Here is a 16,048-nt window from a genome sequence, read left to right as displayed (position 1 = left end):
CTTGCACGTAATACTCCATTAGCTTTCATCTAAAAGTATGATTTTGCCTTCGGATATCCAATCCCCCACTACACTTGGAATGTTCTGTGTGCCGATTTCGGTCGCGGTTCTAAACAAGGTGGTCGCGGATGCAAACGGCACAACGCATATTAAGAGATTATCGCCGCAGACGTTTAACTGTCTGCGTTGCGTTAGCCGTATTAGTCCTGCTGCTGACACTCAGTGCGCGCTATATTGCCGATCGTGATTCGAATGAACAACGTATGCAGGCATTTAACCAACGGGCTGTCAGTTCACTTGAAAACGTCCTGATACCGCTTGATTTAGCAAGCAAAGATGCGATGCAGTTAATGGGGTTATCATGTGAAGCCGCGCAACTGAGAATGCGGGAATTAGTGGCTCGTATGCAAACAGTACGTGATATTGGCCTAATTAAGGATGATATCTTTTATTGCTCAAGTATTTTTGGCCCGCGTTCAATACCCATTGATCTGGTGCAGCCCCGTTTGCCATCATCATTGCCACTCTTATTCCTCTCGATAGACCATACGCTACTTAAAGGCACGCCGATTCTTCTATCCTGGCATCCTCTGCGCAATAGTCGGCATGACGGTGTCATGCAAATTATTAATATTGAGTTGCTATCGGGATTTATGCTTGAACCCAGACGCCCCTGGGTCTCCCGTGCGATGTTAAATGTCGCCGATTCGCATTATGAATATGGGAAAGGGTTACTACCCCGAATTACTGTTGACGACGGGCAAGTCAGCCATGAACTGGAATCCGATATATTTCCTTTTTCCGTCACCATTATTGGCCCATCCTCCAGTCAGCTGGCATTACAAAATATGCCAACGCAACTGCCGCTGGCACTAATTCTCAGCATGTTGATTGGCTATATAGCGTGGCTTGCCACCGCGAACCGAATGAGTTTTTCCTGGGAAATTAATCTTGGGCTTGCATTACATGAGTTCGAAGTTTTTTGTCAGCCTCTAGTCAGTTCACGTAATCTTCAATGTGTTGGCGTGGAGTTACTTTTGCGGTGGAATAATCCCCGCCAGGGTTGGATTTCACCTGATGTATTTATCCCACTTGCCGAACAGCAAAATTTGATAGCACCATTAACACGTTTTGTGCTTTCGGAAACAGTACGTAATCTTGATATCTTTCCGAAATCGCCTGATTTCAATATTGGGATCAATATCGCAGCTAGCCATTTCCATAATGGGGAAGTTATCGAAGATTTGCGCCACTACTGGTTTCCAGTCCACCCCATCCAGAAACTCACCCTTGAACTTACGGAGCGTGATGCCTTACCAGATGTCGATCTTCGGGTGATACGCGATTTACATCGCATGGGGGTCGATTTAGCCATTGACGATTTCGGTACAGGACAAAGTTCACTGGCTTATCTCGAAACATTAAATCCAGACGTGCTGAAAATCGATAAGTCGTTTACTGCAGCGATTGGGACCGACGCGGTCAATTCGACAGTGACTGACATTATTATTGCGCTGGCGCAGCGGCTAGATATTGGTTTAGTTGCGGAAGGTGTTGAAACGCCGCAGCAAGCAGAGTACCTGCGTAACCACGGCGTAAATGTACTACAAGGATTTTTGTATGCGCGGCCAATGCCTTTGAAGGAGTTTCCACGCTGGCTAGGGAGCAGCACGCCGCCCCCACGCAGGAATGGTCACGTTATTCCCATTATCCCGCTACGCTAATTTACTCTTCCTCGTCTTCATGTTCAGAGCGTTCTTTTACCACACGAACCAAGTCCACACGGTAATCGTTGGCCTTCACAATCTGGATGCGTAACGGAGCCAGTTCAATAACATCGCCCACTTTAGGTATTTGGCCATTCACCGCGATAACCAAACCGGCGATAGAGGCAATATCTTCCTCATCGTTCACCAGATTGTTGATATCAAGATGCTGCTGAATCGCATGCAGGTCGGTTGAACCTTTAACTAACCAACCATCGCCATCTCGCACAATTTCGGGTGTTTCGTCGGCATCAGGGAATTCACCAGCGATAGCTTCCAGAACATCCAGCGGCGTTACCAGGCCTTGAACCACGCCAAACTCGTTATTCACGATAACGAAACTACCGCGAGCACGACGAAGCACACCCAGCAAGTTAATCGGGTCCAGTGTTTCCGGAACCACAATTGCAGGTGAACGTGCAGCAATAGAAACCACATCACCACCATTTTCCAGTGCTACCAGTAACTCTTTGGCACGCACAATACCGATGATTTCATCAAGCTCACCATGACAAACCGGGAACAAGCTATGCGGAGATTCCAGCAGCTGCTCACGAATTTCAGCAGTGGTTTTATCGGCATCAACCCATGATATTTCACCACGCGGCGTCATAATGCTGCGTAGCGAACGAGATGCCAGTGTCAGCACACCATTAATCATGTAACGCTCTTCTTCAGCAAAAGATTCTGCTTCAATTGGCGTGATGGTTTTGTTGTCTTCGTTAGACGAACGCTGTTGGCGTTTACCATTCATCAAACGCAAAATCGCATCAGCCGTACGGGCACGTAACGGCACATTCGACTGATGGCGAATAAAGTTACGGCGCGCAATCTGGTTGAAAAATTCGATGATTATCGAGAAACCAATTGCCGCATACAGGTAACCTTTCGGAATATGGAAACCGAAACCTTCTGCTACAAGGCTCAGACCAATCATTAACAAGAAGCTCAGGCACAGCACGACGACCGTAGGATGTTGGTTAACAAAATTCGTCAACGGTTTGGACGCCAACAACATCACACCCATCGCGATAACTACCGCCGCCATCATCACTGGCAGGTGATTTACCATGCCCACCGCGGTAATAACCGCATCCAGTGAAAACACCGCATCCAATATAACAATCTGTAAAACCACAACCCAGAAACTGGCGTAACCTTTGCCATGCCCATCATCATGCTGGCGGTTTTCCAGCCGCTCATGTAGTTCCGTCGTTGCCTTAAACAGCAAGAACAGGCCACCAAATAACATAATGAGATCGCGCCCGGAGAACGTCATTTCGCCAACGCTGAACAGCGGTTGCGTTAGCGTCACCATCCATGAAATTAACGACAATAAGCCCAGTCGCATTACCAAAGCCAAGGATAAACCGATGAGTCGTGCTTTATCTCGTTGTTTTGGTGGAAGTTTGTCTGCAAGGATGGCAATAAAGACCAGGTTATCAATACCCAGCACTATTTCCAGCACAATCAGCGTCAGTAAACCCACCCATATTTGGGGATCCATTAAGAGTTCCATGACAAGCTCCTGCTTTGGGAATAACTCATCGGCATCGCGCGCAAGGCGGACGCAAAGAGGCAAATTGAGGTATTAACGGGGCGTGAAACGCCAATATGAAGGACTGAGTTTTCAGACCTGAAATTGAAAAGACGTCGGTGACGGTCCATACGGTGGGCTACTGCCCTTTACTCCTTAGTAATTAAACGAGATGCAAACAATATCAGAGCAAAATACCCTTTTGCAAAGATTTACCTGATTTTGCAATTTTACTGTCATTGACCTCGTTCATTATTTGCCCAGCGAATCATTAAGTTGTTAGCAAACCTAAATTACGGATCTTCATCACATAAAATATTTTTTTCACTGACTAAAATAAATCCGTCTTAAGTTACACATCTTTACTCATACCGTTATCTGAATCGATTCGCTTGAGAAACGGATAATCTACAAAACACCTATTAAGGGTGTGGCTATACCAACACAGGAGGTAGCAAGTGACTATTGCTATTGTCATAGGCACGCATGGCTGGGCAGCAGAACAATTGCTGAAAACCGCAGAAATGCTATTGGGCGAACAAGAAAATGTTGGCTGGATAGATTTCGTTCCCGGTGAAAACGCCGAAACTCTAATCGAGAAGTACAACGCTCAACTGGCAAACCTGAACACCGACAAAGGTGTGCTGTTTCTCGTCGATACCTGGGGTGGTAGCCCGTTTAACGCAGCCAGCCGTATTGTCGTCGATAAAGAGCATTACGAGGTCGTCGCCGGGGTCAATATTCCGATGCTAGTTGAGACCTTGATGGCTCGTGATGATAACCCTTCATTTGATGAGTTAGTGGCAATCGCTGTTGAAACAGGTCGTGAAGGGGTTAAAGCCCTGAAAGCTAAACCTGTTGAAAAAGCTGTAACTGTTGCGCCTGTTGCTGCACCTAAAGCCGCAGCGCCGCTCAAGCCAATGGGTCCGAAGGACTACATGAATATCGGTCTGGCGCGTATCGATGACCGTTTAATTCATGGCCAGGTCGCAACCCGCTGGACCAAAGAAACCAACGTAACACGCATTATTGTTGTCAGTGATGAAGTGGCAGCCGATACCGTACGCAAAACACTGTTGACGCAAGTTGCTCCTCCTGGTGTGACGGCACACGTCGTTGACGTCGCTAAAATGATCCGCGTGTGGAATAACCCGAAATATGCAGGCGACCGTGTGATGCTGCTGTTCACCAACCCAACCGATGTTGAACGCGTCGTGGAAGGTGGAGTGGACATTAAGTCAGTCAATATCGGTGGTATGGCGTTCCGCCAGGGTAAAACCCAGGTTAACAACGCGATTTCTGTCGATGAAAAAGATATTGAAGCCTTTAAGAAACTTAACGAGCGCGGCATTGAGCTCGAAGCCCGTAAAGTTTCAACCGATCAAAAATTGAAAATGATGGATCTGATCGCGAAGGTGAAAAGCTAATTACTAATGTGATTTGCTTAATTCTACGTTTTGCTCAGTTTTCACACATAAGTCATACGTTTAAGGAGAAGTACAATGGAGATTACCACTCTTCAGATTGTGCTGGTGTTTGTCGTAGCCTGTATTGCCGGTATGGAGTCGGTGCTCGATGAATTTCAGTTCCACCGTCCGCTGGTCGCCTGTACCTTAATCGGTCTGGTACTCGGTGATATGAAAACCGGTATTATTATCGGTGGTACGCTTGAAATGATCGCGCTGGGTTGGATGAACATCGGTGCGGCAGTTGCTCCCGATGCCGCACTTGCGTCAATTATCTCAACCATACTGGTTATAGCCGGGCATCAGGGCATCGGTTCTGGTATCGCTCTGGCCATTCCACTGGCAGCAGCAGGCCAGGTACTGACCATTATCGTTCGTACTATTACCGTGGGCTTCCAGCACGCAGCAGATAAGGCCGCCGAAAATGGCAACCTATCGGCCCTCTCCTGGATTCACGTTTCCTCCCTGTTCTTGCAAGCAATGCGTATCGCAATTCCTGCCGTTATCGTCGCAGTTTCCGTCGGTACAAGCGAAGTACAGAACATGCTGAATGCCATTCCTGAAGTGGTAACCAGCGGTCTGAACATCGCCGGTGGCATGATTGTTGTTGTGGGTTATGCGATGGTCATCAACATGATGCGCGCAGGCTACCTGATGCCATTCTTCTATCTGGGCTTCGTTACCGCGGCTTTCACCAACTTCAACCTGGTAGCACTGGGTGTGATTGGTGCTGTGATGGCAATTTTGTACATCCAGTTGAGCCCGAAATACAACCGTTCCGCAGGTGCTCCAGCCTCTGCTGCCGGTGCTAACGATCTCGATAACGAATTAGATTAATAGGTGAGCGAAATGGTTGATACCACCAAAACAACGACTACCGAGAAGAAACTCACCCCAGGTGATATTCGTGGCGTGTTCCTGCGTTCAAACCTCTTCCAGGGTTCCTGGAACTTCGAACGTATGCAAGCGTTGGGCTTCTGCTTCTCCATGATTCCGGCAATTAAACGCCTGTATCCTGAAAATAACGATGCTCGTAAACAAGCAATTAAGCGTCACCTGGAATTCTTTAACACCCATCCATACGTTGCGGCTCCTGTATTGGGCGTTACGCTTGCGATGGAAGAACAGCGTGCAAACGGTGCAGAGATTGACGATGGTGCCATTAACGGTATCAAAGTTGGTTTGATGGGGCCGCTGGCTGGTGTAGGCGACCCAATCTTCTGGGGTACAGTACGTCCAGTATTCGCAGCACTTGGTGCTGGTATCGCAATGAGCGGTAGCCTGCTTGGCCCACTGTTGTTCTTCATCCTGTTTAACGCCGTGCGTTTGCTGACTCGTTATTACGGCGTCGCTTACGGTTACCGTAAAGGGATCGATATCGTTAAGGATATGGGCGGCGGTTTCCTGCAAAAACTGACTGAGGGGGCGTCAATTCTCGGCCTGTTTGTCATGGGGGCGCTGGTTAACAAGTGGACACACGTTAATATACCGCTAGTCGTGTCGAAGATTACCGACCAGACTGGCGCTGTGAAAGTGACCACCGTTCAAACTATTCTTGATCAGTTGATGCCGGGCCTTGTGCCACTGCTGTTAACGTTTGCTTGTATGTGGCTGCTGCGTAAGAAAGTCAACGCGCTGTGGATCATCATGGGCTTCTTCGTTATTGGTATTGTCGGTTATGCTATCGGCCTGCTAGGCCTGTAATTAGTTTGTTATACGAACCGGGGCACTTGCCCCGGTTTTTTATTGTTTAGAGTGAAGGTAGTGTTATGACTTTGACGGATGTAGTTCTGCTGGTATTTATTGTGCTGTTGCTTGCCTGGGCAGTTTACGATGAGTTCATCATGGATAAGCTCAAAGGCAAAACCCTGCTGAAAGTTCCCCTTCTGCGCCGCAACCGTATCGACGGAACCATTTTCTTCGGGTTGGTCGCTATCCTCATCTACAACAACGTCACCTCTGGCGGCGCCCCGGTCACCACCTGGTTATTATCTGCGCTGGCACTCATTGCTATTTATATTTCGTGGATTAGACAACCTAAATTACTGTTTAAAACAGAGGGCTTCTTCTTCGCGAACGCGTGGGTTTTATATTCTCGAATTAAAGAGATGAATTTATCTGAGGATGGTGTTCTGGTTTTGCAATTAGAACAACGCCGCTTGCTCATCCGAGTGAAAAACATTGATGACCTGGAGAGGATTTATAAGTTAATGGTTGTTACTCAATAAGTTAGCAACATAGCAAAGTCTATATTTTTATATTTTTTGTACAATCTATAAAATATAGCCGCTGCTATTTCGCACAATTAGTGTGCTCTTATTTTAACGATTAGGTCATCAATTAAAGTTAATGAAAATCGTTATCATTTAAGCATTAAGAATAATAGCTTCAATTATTGTTTTATCTTTAAAGAATATGTTAAGGTTGCGCCCGTCGTTGGGGAGTAGCCGATTTTCGCGATTGCGAAAATGTACATGTCAACATACTCGTTACTTGTTTAAGCAAGATTTATAACGTGGCATGTACGACTCAAATACTGAGTAGGCGAGACCATAGGCACGTAACCATCATTTAAGTTGGGGATGGTTGACGTGTATATGGATATTCCCAACTGAGGCATTTGCATGAATCTCTCCGCTACTATTATTCTCGCTTTTGGCATGTCGATGGATGCTTTTGCTGCATCAATCGGGAAAGGTGCCTCTCTCCATAAACCTAAGTTTTCTGAAGCGTTACGAACCGGGCTTATCTTTGGCGTCATCGAAACCATCACCCCGCTTATCGGCTGGTGCCTGGGTCTTCTGGCAAGCAAGGTCGTGCTGGAATGGAATCATTGGGTTGCATTTATCCTGCTGGTGTTTCTCGGCATTCGTATGATTTATGAAGGTGTGCGCGGTAACGATGACGAAGAAGCGCCAAAGCTTCAACGTCATGGATTTTGGCTATTAGTCACCACGGCTATCGCCACCAGCCTTGATGCCATGGCGGTCGGTGTCGGCCTCGCATTCCTGCAAGTCAATATTATTGAAACTGCTCTGGCTATTGGTTGCGCGACCATGATTATGTCCACGCTAGGTATGATGCTGGGCCGGTTTATCGGCCCTCTGCTCGGTAAGCGCGCCGAGATCCTCGGCGGTGTGGTGCTAATTGGGATTGGTTGTCAGATTCTTTATAGCCACTTCAGCACATTAAACTGATGATTCGCGTCGCCAGACGCGAATGACAAAATCTGTCTCGCAAGTGAATGCCGTTTCAGCCGTCAAAGCCTGCCACACTTCCGGGCGGGCACGCCAGGCGAACGGCGTCATTTGCAATAGCGCAACCGCTTCATTTCCCTGTAACGTCATCGGCCAGCCAATCCTCTGCGTCTGTTCTGCTACAAAACCGGGTAAAGACTCAGACTCGGTACTGTGCAGCACCACGTTGTCATAAATTAAACCTTTCAGCTGCATTAAATGGCGTGGGCCAGGCGTGGCAGTGATGACGATGCCGCCAGGTTTCACCACCCGCGCCAACTCTTCAGCTTTGCACGGGGCAAAAATGCGCACCACGGCATCCAGACTATTATCATCAAACGGCAAACGGTGGCTCGATGCCACACAGAACTGCACCTGCGGATAGCGCTTTGCCCCATAGCGAACCGCTACTTTTGCAACATCTAATCCCCAGGTCATTCCTTCATTTTTTGCGACAATTTGTGCAAAACCCGCCGTGTAATACCCTTCCCCGCAGCCAATATCCAACAAAGTAACCGGGGCAGCCTGTTCTAAAATAAGGCAGATAGCATCGCGCAGCGGCTGATAATGCCCGGCATCAAGGAATGTTCTGCGGGCCTGCATCATTTCGCTGCTATCGCCCGGGTCTTTTGAACGCTTATGCTGAACTGGCAGCAAATTCACATATCCCTCTTTTGCCTTATCGAATTGGTGGCCTTGCGGGCAAACAAAGCTCTTCCCCTCGGGAGCAAGCGGTGCATGACAAAGCGGGCAAAGATAAGACATAAGAACTCCAGGCAATCGTAAAGGGCGCAAGTGTACCGCTTACGCTCCGCTTCGAAAAGCCACTAACCTGCAGGACCCTCGACAACAGCCTTATTTAACACCGTTAAATTGGTATCTCCCTGTGGCAAACCATCAGGTTCGATATTCTCCAGTCGCAGCACATCGCTCATTATCTGGCTAAAGACCGGTGCCGAAACTGCACCGCCGTAGTAGGCACCATTTTCCGGATCGTTAATTACCACCACCAGCGCAAAGCGCGGATTACTCGCAGGAGCGACACCTGCGGTGTAAGCAATGTATTTGTCGATGTATTTGCCATCATCGCCAATTTTCTTGGCCGTTCCGGTTTTAATGGCAACTCGATAGCCGCGCACCGCGGCTTTAATCCCACCGCCGCCAGGCAATGCCACACTTTCCATCATATGTTCAACCTGATGGGCAATGGTTTCAGACATCACCCTTTGCCCAACTACTGGCGGATCAACACGGGTAATAGAAAGTGGGCGGGCAATGCCATAGCTACCGATAGTGGCGTAAACATGCGCCAGTTGCAGAGGTGTGACCATCAAACCATAACCAAATGAAAATGTGGCGCGATCCAACTCTCCCCAGAACTTACGGTGCGGTAACAGGCCACTGCTCTCCCCTGTCAGCCCCAATCCTGTTGGCATCCCAAAACCGAAGTTCTTATAGGTATCCAACAATTTTTGGATTGGCATCGCCAGAGAAAGCCGTGAAACCCCTGTGTCGCTCGATTTTTGCAGGATTCCGGTCAACGTAAGCTGCGGGTAGTAACCCACATCGCGTATACGGTGACCATCGATGGTATAAGGATGGGTGTCCACCACGCTATCTGGTTGGACAATCCCCTGCTGAAGTGCGGTCATAACTACCATCGGTTTAACAGTTGAACCTGGCTCAAATGTGTCGCTAATTGCCCGATTACGGAAATCGTTCAGCGTGGCACCGTCACGATTATTTGGATTAAACGTCGGGCAACTCGCCATCGCTAATACTTCGCCAGTATTCACATCAAGGATAACTGCTGCGGCAGATTCAGCTTTATTCCAGGAGACAGCATTACTCAGTGCGTCTTCCGTGACCGTTTGCAGTCGTTCATCAATGCTTAGCATGAGGTTGTGAGCAGGGTTTGCTGCAGTTTCCGTGATATTTTCTATGACGTGCCCATGCCTGTCTTTACGAACCAGTCTCTCGCCCGCTTTACCCGTCAACTGGCGATTGAAGCTCTTCTCAATACCTTCAATACCTTGATCATCAATGTTGGTAAAGCCGAGCAAGTTTGCTGCAACATGGCCTGCGGGATAAAACCGACGTGATTCATCACGTAATGAAATTCCTGGCAGTTTCAGGCTCTCGATGTATTGCGCTTGTTGCGGATCAATTTGGCGGGCGAGGTAAATGAAGCGATCGGCTGGATTACGGCGAATGCGGGCGGCAATTTCATTAAGTGGCATATGTAAGGTTGTTGCCAGAGCCTGCCAGCGGCTACTAATTTGCACGCCACCTTTTTCCATTACTGTTTTCGGGTCAGCCCAGATTGCTTTTACCGGGACGCTCACCGCCAAAGGTCTGCCATTGCGGTCTTCTATCATTCCACGCGGTACGACGATGGGTTCTTCACGTAATGAACGCATGTCTTCCTGCTTAACCAGATTTTCGGGTGAGATGATTTGCAACCAGGCAACACGCCCCAGTAAGAACACCAGACACATAAAGATAGCGATGCAAAGAAGAGCAAAACGCCACTGAATAAAATTACCCACGATTCCAGGGGCGGTTTTTCTCACATTCAATCCTTAACGACAACTAAGCGATTGAAAATTTAAACATAATGGGGAAACTAACCAGACAGGAACAGTGCTACAAGATGCGCTGCTTTGCTACAAGACATAACTGAGAGAGCTTTCCAGAAACACATAGAAAAATAATGGTCAACATTCAGACATGAAAAAGCCCCGCTACAAGAGCGAGGCTTTCATCAAAATTTGGCGTTATTCGCGCCAGGTCTAATTCAGACGAATTAGATAGCAGTTACGTTAACCGCTGCAGGGCCTTTCTGGCCGTCCTGGATTTCGAACTCAACGTTCTGGCCTTCAGCCAGAGTTTTGAAGCCGTTACCCTGGATTGCAGAGAAGTGTACGAACACATCTTTGCTGCCGTCAGCAGGAGTAATGAAGCCAAAACCTTTAGACTCGTTGAACCACTTAACTTGACCTTTAATCTTTGCCATTTTGCAAAATTCCTTAGATTGTTTTCTTTGCCCGGAGGCATAACTTAGCTAAAACAGAGACATTACTGCATGAGGCACTAATATAAGGCTCGGCAGAGAAGCGGTATTCAACGACAACGTGTTTACTCAGAACTTCTTTACTGAAAATGCCACACATAAACAGAACTGTACCTCGTTTAACCCAACGTGTTATCACATACAACGCAATCAATGGCAAGCCATTTTTCGGCGTGTATCGATCTGTCGCACAAATTCCGAAACTCATATTGTAATGAAAATGAAATGCACAATTTGTGCATAGATTAACAGTAAACAATGATGATTCCGTGCATTCATATGACGACCACAGACAACGTTTTTACCATAGCCCAAAGATATCTTTTCGTCCAGGCGAAGTGCGAAAAAGTCGATATCACCGGCATTATGCTTATGATTTTTTTAGCATAGCTATGCAAAAAATGAACAATCTCACATTGCTACTAAAACAATATAACTGGTATAAGAAATAGCGAGAATGGAAAAATGAATAAAGCTTGAGCAGTTGTCTGTTTATATTGCACCAAAAGAATGAAAGTTTAATCAACCCATGCTTCATGATGAGGCAATAAAAACGTTTCGCTATATTTTCGATGTAATAAAGTAACCAAAAGATAGCTCGTAATAGCGTCTTAAAAATTTTTAATAATGTTTAAGTCTTAATTTTAAATAAGTGTGAACTTTGACCAATACACAACGGCGAAAAGAGTCGCCCATCCTCACCTTCATCATCAAGTGCGGTTAGTAGCTCTTGCGGTGGCATGTCCAGTGATTCATCAGCCAGTTCAAATACCCCCCAATGGATAGGAACCGTAAAAGGCCTGCCCAATTGCTGCCAAAGCTTAACCGCCTGCTGCGGATCCATATGATGGCTACTCATGAACCAGCGCGGGGAATAAGCACCTATTGGTATCAATGCCGCATCCAGGGAGCCTCTGAACAAAGCAATATCAGCAAGTCCTGCCGTATAGCCTGTATCACCGCTAAACCATATCCTTAAGTGACTACTTTCGATAATCCACCCGCACCACAAACTCCGGTTACGATCCCAGAATGAACGCATGCTCCAGTGCTGTGCCGGCACCGCTGTAAAAGTCATTCCTTGCAGGGTAAAGCTCTGCCACCAGTCAAGCTCAGTTACATGGCGTATACCACGACGGGTAAACCACTGCTTTAAGCCCAGCGGGACAAAGAAATGAGTGTCGGGGAAACGACGGACAATCTGTTGAATGGTGGAACGGTCCAGATGATCGTAATGATTATGTGAAATCAAAACAGCATCAAGTTGATGCAATTCATTGATATGAATTGGGGATGGAGTCTTGCGCTTAGGGCCTGCAAACGATAATGGGGAAGCTCGCTGGGACAACACGGGGTCGGTAAGTAAATACAGGCCATTGATACGCAACAATACCGTTGCATGCCCTAACCACCACAGCCGGTCATCTTCTCCCTGGAGTTCAGCCTTTTGCCACCAACGTTCAGTGAAGGCGGCATAACCATTACTCGGAGGATGGGGCAATCCCTGCGCTTTTCGCTCTTTACGCCAACGTTCAACATCACCCGGTTTTCGTAAGCTTGACTCCAGATTACGAAAACCGTCAATTTGGTGATGAGATTTTAGGGGATCAAACCAAGGATTTTTCCACCGCATGGTCACTCCACAGCAACACAAACAGGTTAATCAGGATTAGCGCTCAGCGACCAGACGAATAAAATCATCTTCCACTTCGTCATCTTCCTTTGCTACTTCTGGTGCTTCCTTGACTACTTCAGGCTCGTTCGCTTCACACAAACGTCGTAACAGTGCAGTCTGCCGCTTTTGCTGATCCAGCAACTCTTCAAGAAGCTCGATCTGTTCATTGGTGCGGCTACTTGCACGGTTAACAAAGAACCACATTACGAGGCCGATAACCAGTACCACCAGGGAAACTGTCAGGGACACGATATTCAACGCGCCAACACTTAATTCGTTCATATTACCACCTCAGCAAAACGCGCTATTCTACACCTGCCGGGTCTTAAGGTAAGCACTATGTGGATAAAAACACACTACCAGGGAATAAATTTATTAATTGTACAAATGCCGCTGAAAAATTGTACATCCTGATCGCACATTACATTGACCATTTGGGTCCATAGCAGCATGCAGACGAAAAAAACCGCAATCAGAATAAGCCATCTGTACTTTCTCACTACACTCTCCACCTCTTTCCTATTTATTGTAAAGTCTGACATAGACAGCCTAAACGACACATAACTCTCACGTATATTATTTAAGAATCATCACATTGCTAGTACAGTGCAATCCGCTACGCTTAGAAGTCTAATTACTTAATAATAAGAGGCACCTATGCGTATTGTGATCCGCACTATTATTGTAATAGCGCTTTTGTGGATCGGTTTACTCCTCTCTGGATATGGAGTTTTGATTGGAAGTCATGAAAATGCTGCAGGTATGGGGCTTCAATGCAAATACCTAACTGCTCGAAATGTCACCACCGCACAATTTGTTCATACCAGTAGTGGAATTATCGGACTTAGCGATTGCCCAGTATTGCGTAAAAGTGATGAAGTTATCGATACGGGTAACTAGGAACATATAAAGAAAACGCCGCTAAATAGCGGCGTTTTCTCTTTCATCAGAATGGATATTCGTGATAACCCATTTGTTCAGAAATAGTTCGCGCTGCGTCATGAAGCATCGCTACATATTCATGGAGCCTGTCTTCAGAAAAACGAAGTGTCGGGAATGAAATACTCAAACCGGCAATAACAACTCCAAATCGGTCAAAAACAGGTACGCCGATGCAGCGTAAACCTTCTTCCTGTTCTTGGTTATCTTCACCGTAACCCTGCTCACGCACGGTATCCAGAACGTCCAACAATTCGTCGGTACTCATGATAGTGCGCTCAGTGCTGCGGTTATATTCCACATCAGCAAGGATTTCACGCACTTCATTGCGATCGCGCCACGCCAGAAGCACTTTACCAATCGCGGTGCTGTACAATGGGTTACGACGACCGATGCGCGAGTACATGCGCAGGTTGTACATAGAGTCAATCTTATGGATATAGACAATACTGTCTTCATCCAACGCACCCAAGTGGATGGTTTCTTTCGTCAAACGCGATAGTTCTCGCATTTGAATGTCTGCGCTACGAATCAAATCAACGTTCTGCAATGCACGCGCACCCAGCTCAAACAGCTTTAGGGTTAGCGAGTATTTTTCAGATTCGCCTTCCTGAGCAACATAACCCAGGGATTTCATAGTCTGCAAAAAGCGATAGACGGTGCTTTTTGACATCATTACGCGTTGCGATAATTCAGTAATACCAATTTCGCGTTCTTCGCCAAGCGCCTGTAAAATGCCAAAAACTTTCAGGACAGAAGAGACAGAATCAGGTTGTTTATCCAGATCTGCGATAGCCATTAAATCACCTCGATCGCATTTGTTTTATAAAAATCAGAACTGGTTTTTAGTATAAGTTGACTACCATGTCATCGCAATGAATCTATTCTATTTCGTTACAAATCTGCGACATATCCCTTAAATTTAGTGCTATTATTATTGCTCTTCGAATAAATCACCCATGAAGTTAAATTTCCCTTATGGATAAAACCCTTGCTGATGGGCTGCCAATACCGCAGCGCTATGGTGCTATTTTGGCCATTGCGTTGGGTATCACAATGGCAGTTCTGGATGGCGTGATCGCAAACGTAGCACTTCCAACTATTGCCCGAGAACTAAACGCCAGTCCGGCAGAATCCATCTGGATAGTGAACAGCTATCAAATCGCGATAATTATTTCGTTACTGTCGATGTCATTCTTAGGCGATATTTTTGGTTATCGCCGGGTATATCAGTGCGGGCTGATTCTGTTTTGCATGACATCACTATTCTGTGCGCTGTCGAATTCATTGCCCATGTTGACGTTTGCTCGTGTGCTTCAGGGCTTTGGCGGTGCCGCATTAATGAGCGTCAATACTGCTCTCATCAGGCTTATCTACCCGCAAAGACATCTCGGCCGCGGAATGGGAATTAACTCGTTTATTGTCGCCGTATCCTCAGCTGCCGGGCCAACTATTGCCGCCGCTATTCTTTCTGTCGCGTCTTGGAAATGGCTGTTTTTGATTAATGTGCCAATTGGTATTCTCGCGCTATTGCTAGCAATTCGTTTTCTACCTCCCAATCAACAAAAATCACAGGGCCAACGCTTTGATATCCCCAGCGCGATTATGAATGCCTTGACGTTCGGTCTGTTGATCTCGGCAATTAGTGGTTTTGCCCAAGGGCAGTCAGGGTGGCTGATCATTTCCGAGCTCGTTGCATTAGCTGTGATTGGCTTCTTCTTTATTCGTCGCCAACTGAAACTGCCCTTCCCTCTGTTACCCGTGGATTTATTACGTATTCCTGTATTTTCATTATCTATGGGAACGTCCGTTTGTTCCTTCGCCGCTCAAATGCTAGCGATGGTTTCACTTCCCTTCTTCCTGCAATCAACATTAGGACGCAGCGAAGTCGAAACGGGTCTGCTTCTCACACCGTGGCCAATTGCAACAATGATAATGGCTCCGGTTGCAGGTCATTTGATTGGGCGAGTACATGCAGGGCTGCTGGGTGGGCTCGGGCTTGTTATTATGGCATTCGGTTTATTTGCTTTAGCGTTGTTACCACACAACCCTACCGATATCGATATCATCTGGCGCATGCTTTTGTGCGGTGCTGGGTTCGGTTTGTTCCAGTCACCTAATAACCACACCATTATTTCTTCAGCGCCGCGTAACCGCAGCGGCGGTGCTAGTGGCATGTTAGGCACGGCTCGTTTATTAGGACAGAGTTGCGGTGCAGCCCTGGTGGCTTTGATGTTCAACCTTTTCGCGATTCACGGAACGCATGCCTCGCTTTTACTGGCAGGGAGTTTTGCAACCATCGCCGCCATTGTCAGCAGTTTACGCATGTCCCAACCTACGACTTCGCAGGCATAAA

17 protein-coding genes are annotated in these 16,048 nt (G+C 47.0%); 8 read left to right on the top strand and 9 right to left on the bottom strand.

Translation table 11 applies throughout. The annotated features are described in order from the left end of the window. The first annotated feature begins 128 nt into the window (after nt 1–128). Nucleotides 129–1,724, top strand: coding sequence for a cyclic diguanylate phosphodiesterase (locus tag EDF88_RS00195; protein WP_134182091.1), 1,596 nt, complete (start codon nt 129–131; stop codon nt 1,722–1,724). Between the two features lies 1 nt (nt 1,725). On the opposite strand, the gene yoaE is transcribed toward EDF88_RS00195, so the two are convergent. Then, the gene (gene yoaE, locus EDF88_RS00190; RefSeq protein ID WP_064511859.1) at nt 1,726–3,285 is read right to left on the bottom strand and encodes a CNNM family cation transport protein YoaE; all 1,560 of its coding nucleotides are present in this window, start codon (nt 3,283–3,285) and stop codon (nt 1,726–1,728) included. Nucleotides 3,286–3,761: 476 nt separating this feature from the next. Between yoaE and manX the strand changes: the two genes are divergently transcribed. The 5 genes from manX to mntP all read left to right on the top strand — a co-directional run bounded on the left by manX (nt 3,762) and on the right by mntP (nt 7,966). Next, complete coding sequence (gene manX, locus EDF88_RS00185) at nt 3,762–4,730, top strand: PTS mannose transporter subunit IIAB (RefSeq protein WP_134182089.1); 969 nt, start codon at nt 3,762–3,764, stop codon at nt 4,728–4,730. A gap of 75 nt (nt 4,731–4,805) precedes the next feature. After that, nucleotides 4,806–5,606 (top strand): PTS mannose/fructose/sorbose transporter subunit IIC, encoded by an 801-nt coding sequence (locus EDF88_RS00180; protein WP_064511861.1) that lies wholly within the window; start codon nt 4,806–4,808, stop codon nt 5,604–5,606. 12 nt (nt 5,607–5,618) lie between these two features. Continuing rightward, entirely contained in the window at nt 5,619–6,473 is an 855-nt protein-coding gene (locus EDF88_RS00175) for a PTS mannose transporter subunit IID (protein ID WP_034495941.1), read from the top strand. 65 nt (nt 6,474–6,538) lie between these two features. Next, nucleotides 6,539–6,997 carry a DUF986 family protein gene (locus EDF88_RS00170; protein ID WP_064511862.1) on the top strand — a complete coding sequence of 153 codons (459 nt, stop codon included), beginning with the start codon at nt 6,539–6,541 and terminating at the stop codon, nt 6,995–6,997. Nucleotides 6,998–7,393: 396 nt separating this feature from the next. After that, the gene (gene mntP, locus EDF88_RS00165; RefSeq protein ID WP_064511863.1) at nt 7,394–7,966 is read left to right on the top strand and encodes a manganese efflux pump MntP; all 573 of its coding nucleotides are present in this window, start codon (nt 7,394–7,396) and stop codon (nt 7,964–7,966) included. On the opposite strand, the gene rlmA is transcribed toward mntP, so the two are convergent. From rlmA to mgrB, 7 genes are all read right to left on the bottom strand, one after another. Beyond that, nucleotides 7,958–8,770: a 23S rRNA (guanine(745)-N(1))-methyltransferase gene (gene rlmA, locus EDF88_RS00160; RefSeq protein WP_134182088.1), complete on the bottom strand. Its 813-nt coding sequence runs from the start codon at nt 8,768–8,770 to the stop codon at nt 7,958–7,960. The genes mntP and rlmA overlap by 9 nt on opposite strands. A 62-nt stretch (nt 8,771–8,832) precedes the next feature. Continuing rightward, a complete protein-coding gene (ftsI, locus tag EDF88_RS00155) occupies nt 8,833–10,578 on the bottom strand; it encodes a peptidoglycan glycosyltransferase FtsI (RefSeq protein ID WP_134182086.1) in 1,746 nt (581 codons plus the stop codon). A gap of 233 nt (nt 10,579–10,811) precedes the next feature. Next, nucleotides 10,812–11,021, bottom strand: coding sequence for a transcription antiterminator/RNA stability regulator CspE (cspE, locus tag EDF88_RS00150; RefSeq protein WP_001062678.1), 210 nt, complete (start codon nt 11,019–11,021; stop codon nt 10,812–10,814). Between the two features lie 13 nt (nt 11,022–11,034). Beyond that, nucleotides 11,035–11,178, bottom strand: a complete 144-nt coding sequence (locus EDF88_RS00145) for a DUF2627 domain-containing protein (RefSeq protein WP_072009398.1) — start codon at nt 11,176–11,178, stop codon at nt 11,035–11,037. Between the two features lie 531 nt (nt 11,179–11,709). Beyond that, complete coding sequence (locus EDF88_RS00140) at nt 11,710–12,711, bottom strand: MBL fold metallo-hydrolase (protein ID WP_134182084.1); 1,002 nt, start codon at nt 12,709–12,711, stop codon at nt 11,710–11,712. A gap of 36 nt (nt 12,712–12,747) precedes the next feature. Continuing rightward, entirely contained in the window at nt 12,748–13,035 is a 288-nt protein-coding gene (locus EDF88_RS00135) for a YebO family protein (protein WP_134182082.1), read from the bottom strand. 74 nt (nt 13,036–13,109) lie between these two features. After that, the gene (gene mgrB / locus EDF88_RS00130) at nt 13,110–13,253 is read right to left on the bottom strand and encodes a PhoP/PhoQ regulator MgrB (protein WP_074391970.1); all 144 of its coding nucleotides are present in this window, start codon (nt 13,251–13,253) and stop codon (nt 13,110–13,112) included. A gap of 157 nt (nt 13,254–13,410) precedes the next feature. On the opposite strand from mgrB, the gene EDF88_RS00125 reads away from it, so the two are divergent. Continuing rightward, entirely contained in the window at nt 13,411–13,653 is a 243-nt protein-coding gene (locus EDF88_RS00125) for a YobH family protein (RefSeq protein WP_034455179.1), read from the top strand. A gap of 46 nt (nt 13,654–13,699) precedes the next feature. Here EDF88_RS00125 and kdgR read toward each other — a convergent pair whose 3' ends face one another. After that, entirely contained in the window at nt 13,700–14,491 is a 792-nt protein-coding gene (gene kdgR / locus EDF88_RS00120; protein ID WP_034455177.1) for a DNA-binding transcriptional regulator KdgR, read from the bottom strand. A gap of 179 nt (nt 14,492–14,670) precedes the next feature. Between kdgR and EDF88_RS00115 the strand changes: the two genes are divergently transcribed. Further along, entirely contained in the window at nt 14,671–16,047 is a 1,377-nt protein-coding gene (locus EDF88_RS00115) for an MFS transporter (protein WP_064511868.1), read from the top strand. The last annotated feature ends 1 nt before the right edge of the window (nt 16,048 follow it).

The organism is Buttiauxella sp. BIGb0552, from assembly GCF_004366275.1.
In the GTDB taxonomy this organism is placed as follows: domain Bacteria; phylum Pseudomonadota; class Gammaproteobacteria; order Enterobacterales; family Enterobacteriaceae; genus Buttiauxella; species Buttiauxella gaviniae.
This window is presented reverse-complemented; position numbering and strand designations above follow the sequence as displayed.

Excerpts from the sequence above, each read along its gene's own strand:
- EDF88_RS00195 (WP_134182091.1), top strand. The coding sequence starts at position 129 with ATGCAAACGGCACAACGCATATTAAGAGATTATCGCCGCAGACGTTTA.
- yoaE (WP_064511859.1), bottom strand. The coding sequence starts at position 3,285 with ATGGAACTCTTAATGGATCCCCAAATATGGGTGGGTTTACTGACGCTG.
- EDF88_RS00180 (WP_064511861.1), top strand. The coding sequence starts at position 4,806 with ATGGAGATTACCACTCTTCAGATTGTGCTGGTGTTTGTCGTAGCCTGT.
- EDF88_RS00175 (WP_034495941.1), top strand. The coding sequence starts at position 5,619 with ATGGTTGATACCACCAAAACAACGACTACCGAGAAGAAACTCACCCCA.
- EDF88_RS00170 (WP_064511862.1), top strand. The coding sequence starts at position 6,539 with ATGACTTTGACGGATGTAGTTCTGCTGGTATTTATTGTGCTGTTGCTT.
- mntP (WP_064511863.1), top strand. The coding sequence starts at position 7,394 with ATGAATCTCTCCGCTACTATTATTCTCGCTTTTGGCATGTCGATGGAT.
- rlmA (WP_134182088.1), bottom strand. The coding sequence starts at position 8,770 with ATGTCTTATCTTTGCCCGCTTTGTCATGCACCGCTTGCTCCCGAGGGG.
- cspE (WP_001062678.1), bottom strand. The coding sequence starts at position 11,021 with ATGGCAAAGATTAAAGGTCAAGTTAAGTGGTTCAACGAGTCTAAAGGT.
- EDF88_RS00145 (WP_072009398.1), bottom strand. The coding sequence starts at position 11,178 with ATGTGTGGCATTTTCAGTAAAGAAGTTCTGAGTAAACACGTTGTCGTT.
- EDF88_RS00140 (WP_134182084.1), bottom strand. The coding sequence starts at position 12,711 with ATGCGGTGGAAAAATCCTTGGTTTGATCCCCTAAAATCTCATCACCAA.
- EDF88_RS00135 (WP_134182082.1), bottom strand. The coding sequence starts at position 13,035 with ATGAACGAATTAAGTGTTGGCGCGTTGAATATCGTGTCCCTGACAGTT.
- EDF88_RS00125 (WP_034455179.1), top strand. The coding sequence starts at position 13,411 with ATGCGTATTGTGATCCGCACTATTATTGTAATAGCGCTTTTGTGGATC.
- kdgR (WP_034455177.1), bottom strand. The coding sequence starts at position 14,491 with ATGGCTATCGCAGATCTGGATAAACAACCTGATTCTGTCTCTTCTGTC.
- EDF88_RS00115 (WP_064511868.1), top strand. The coding sequence starts at position 14,671 with ATGGATAAAACCCTTGCTGATGGGCTGCCAATACCGCAGCGCTATGGT.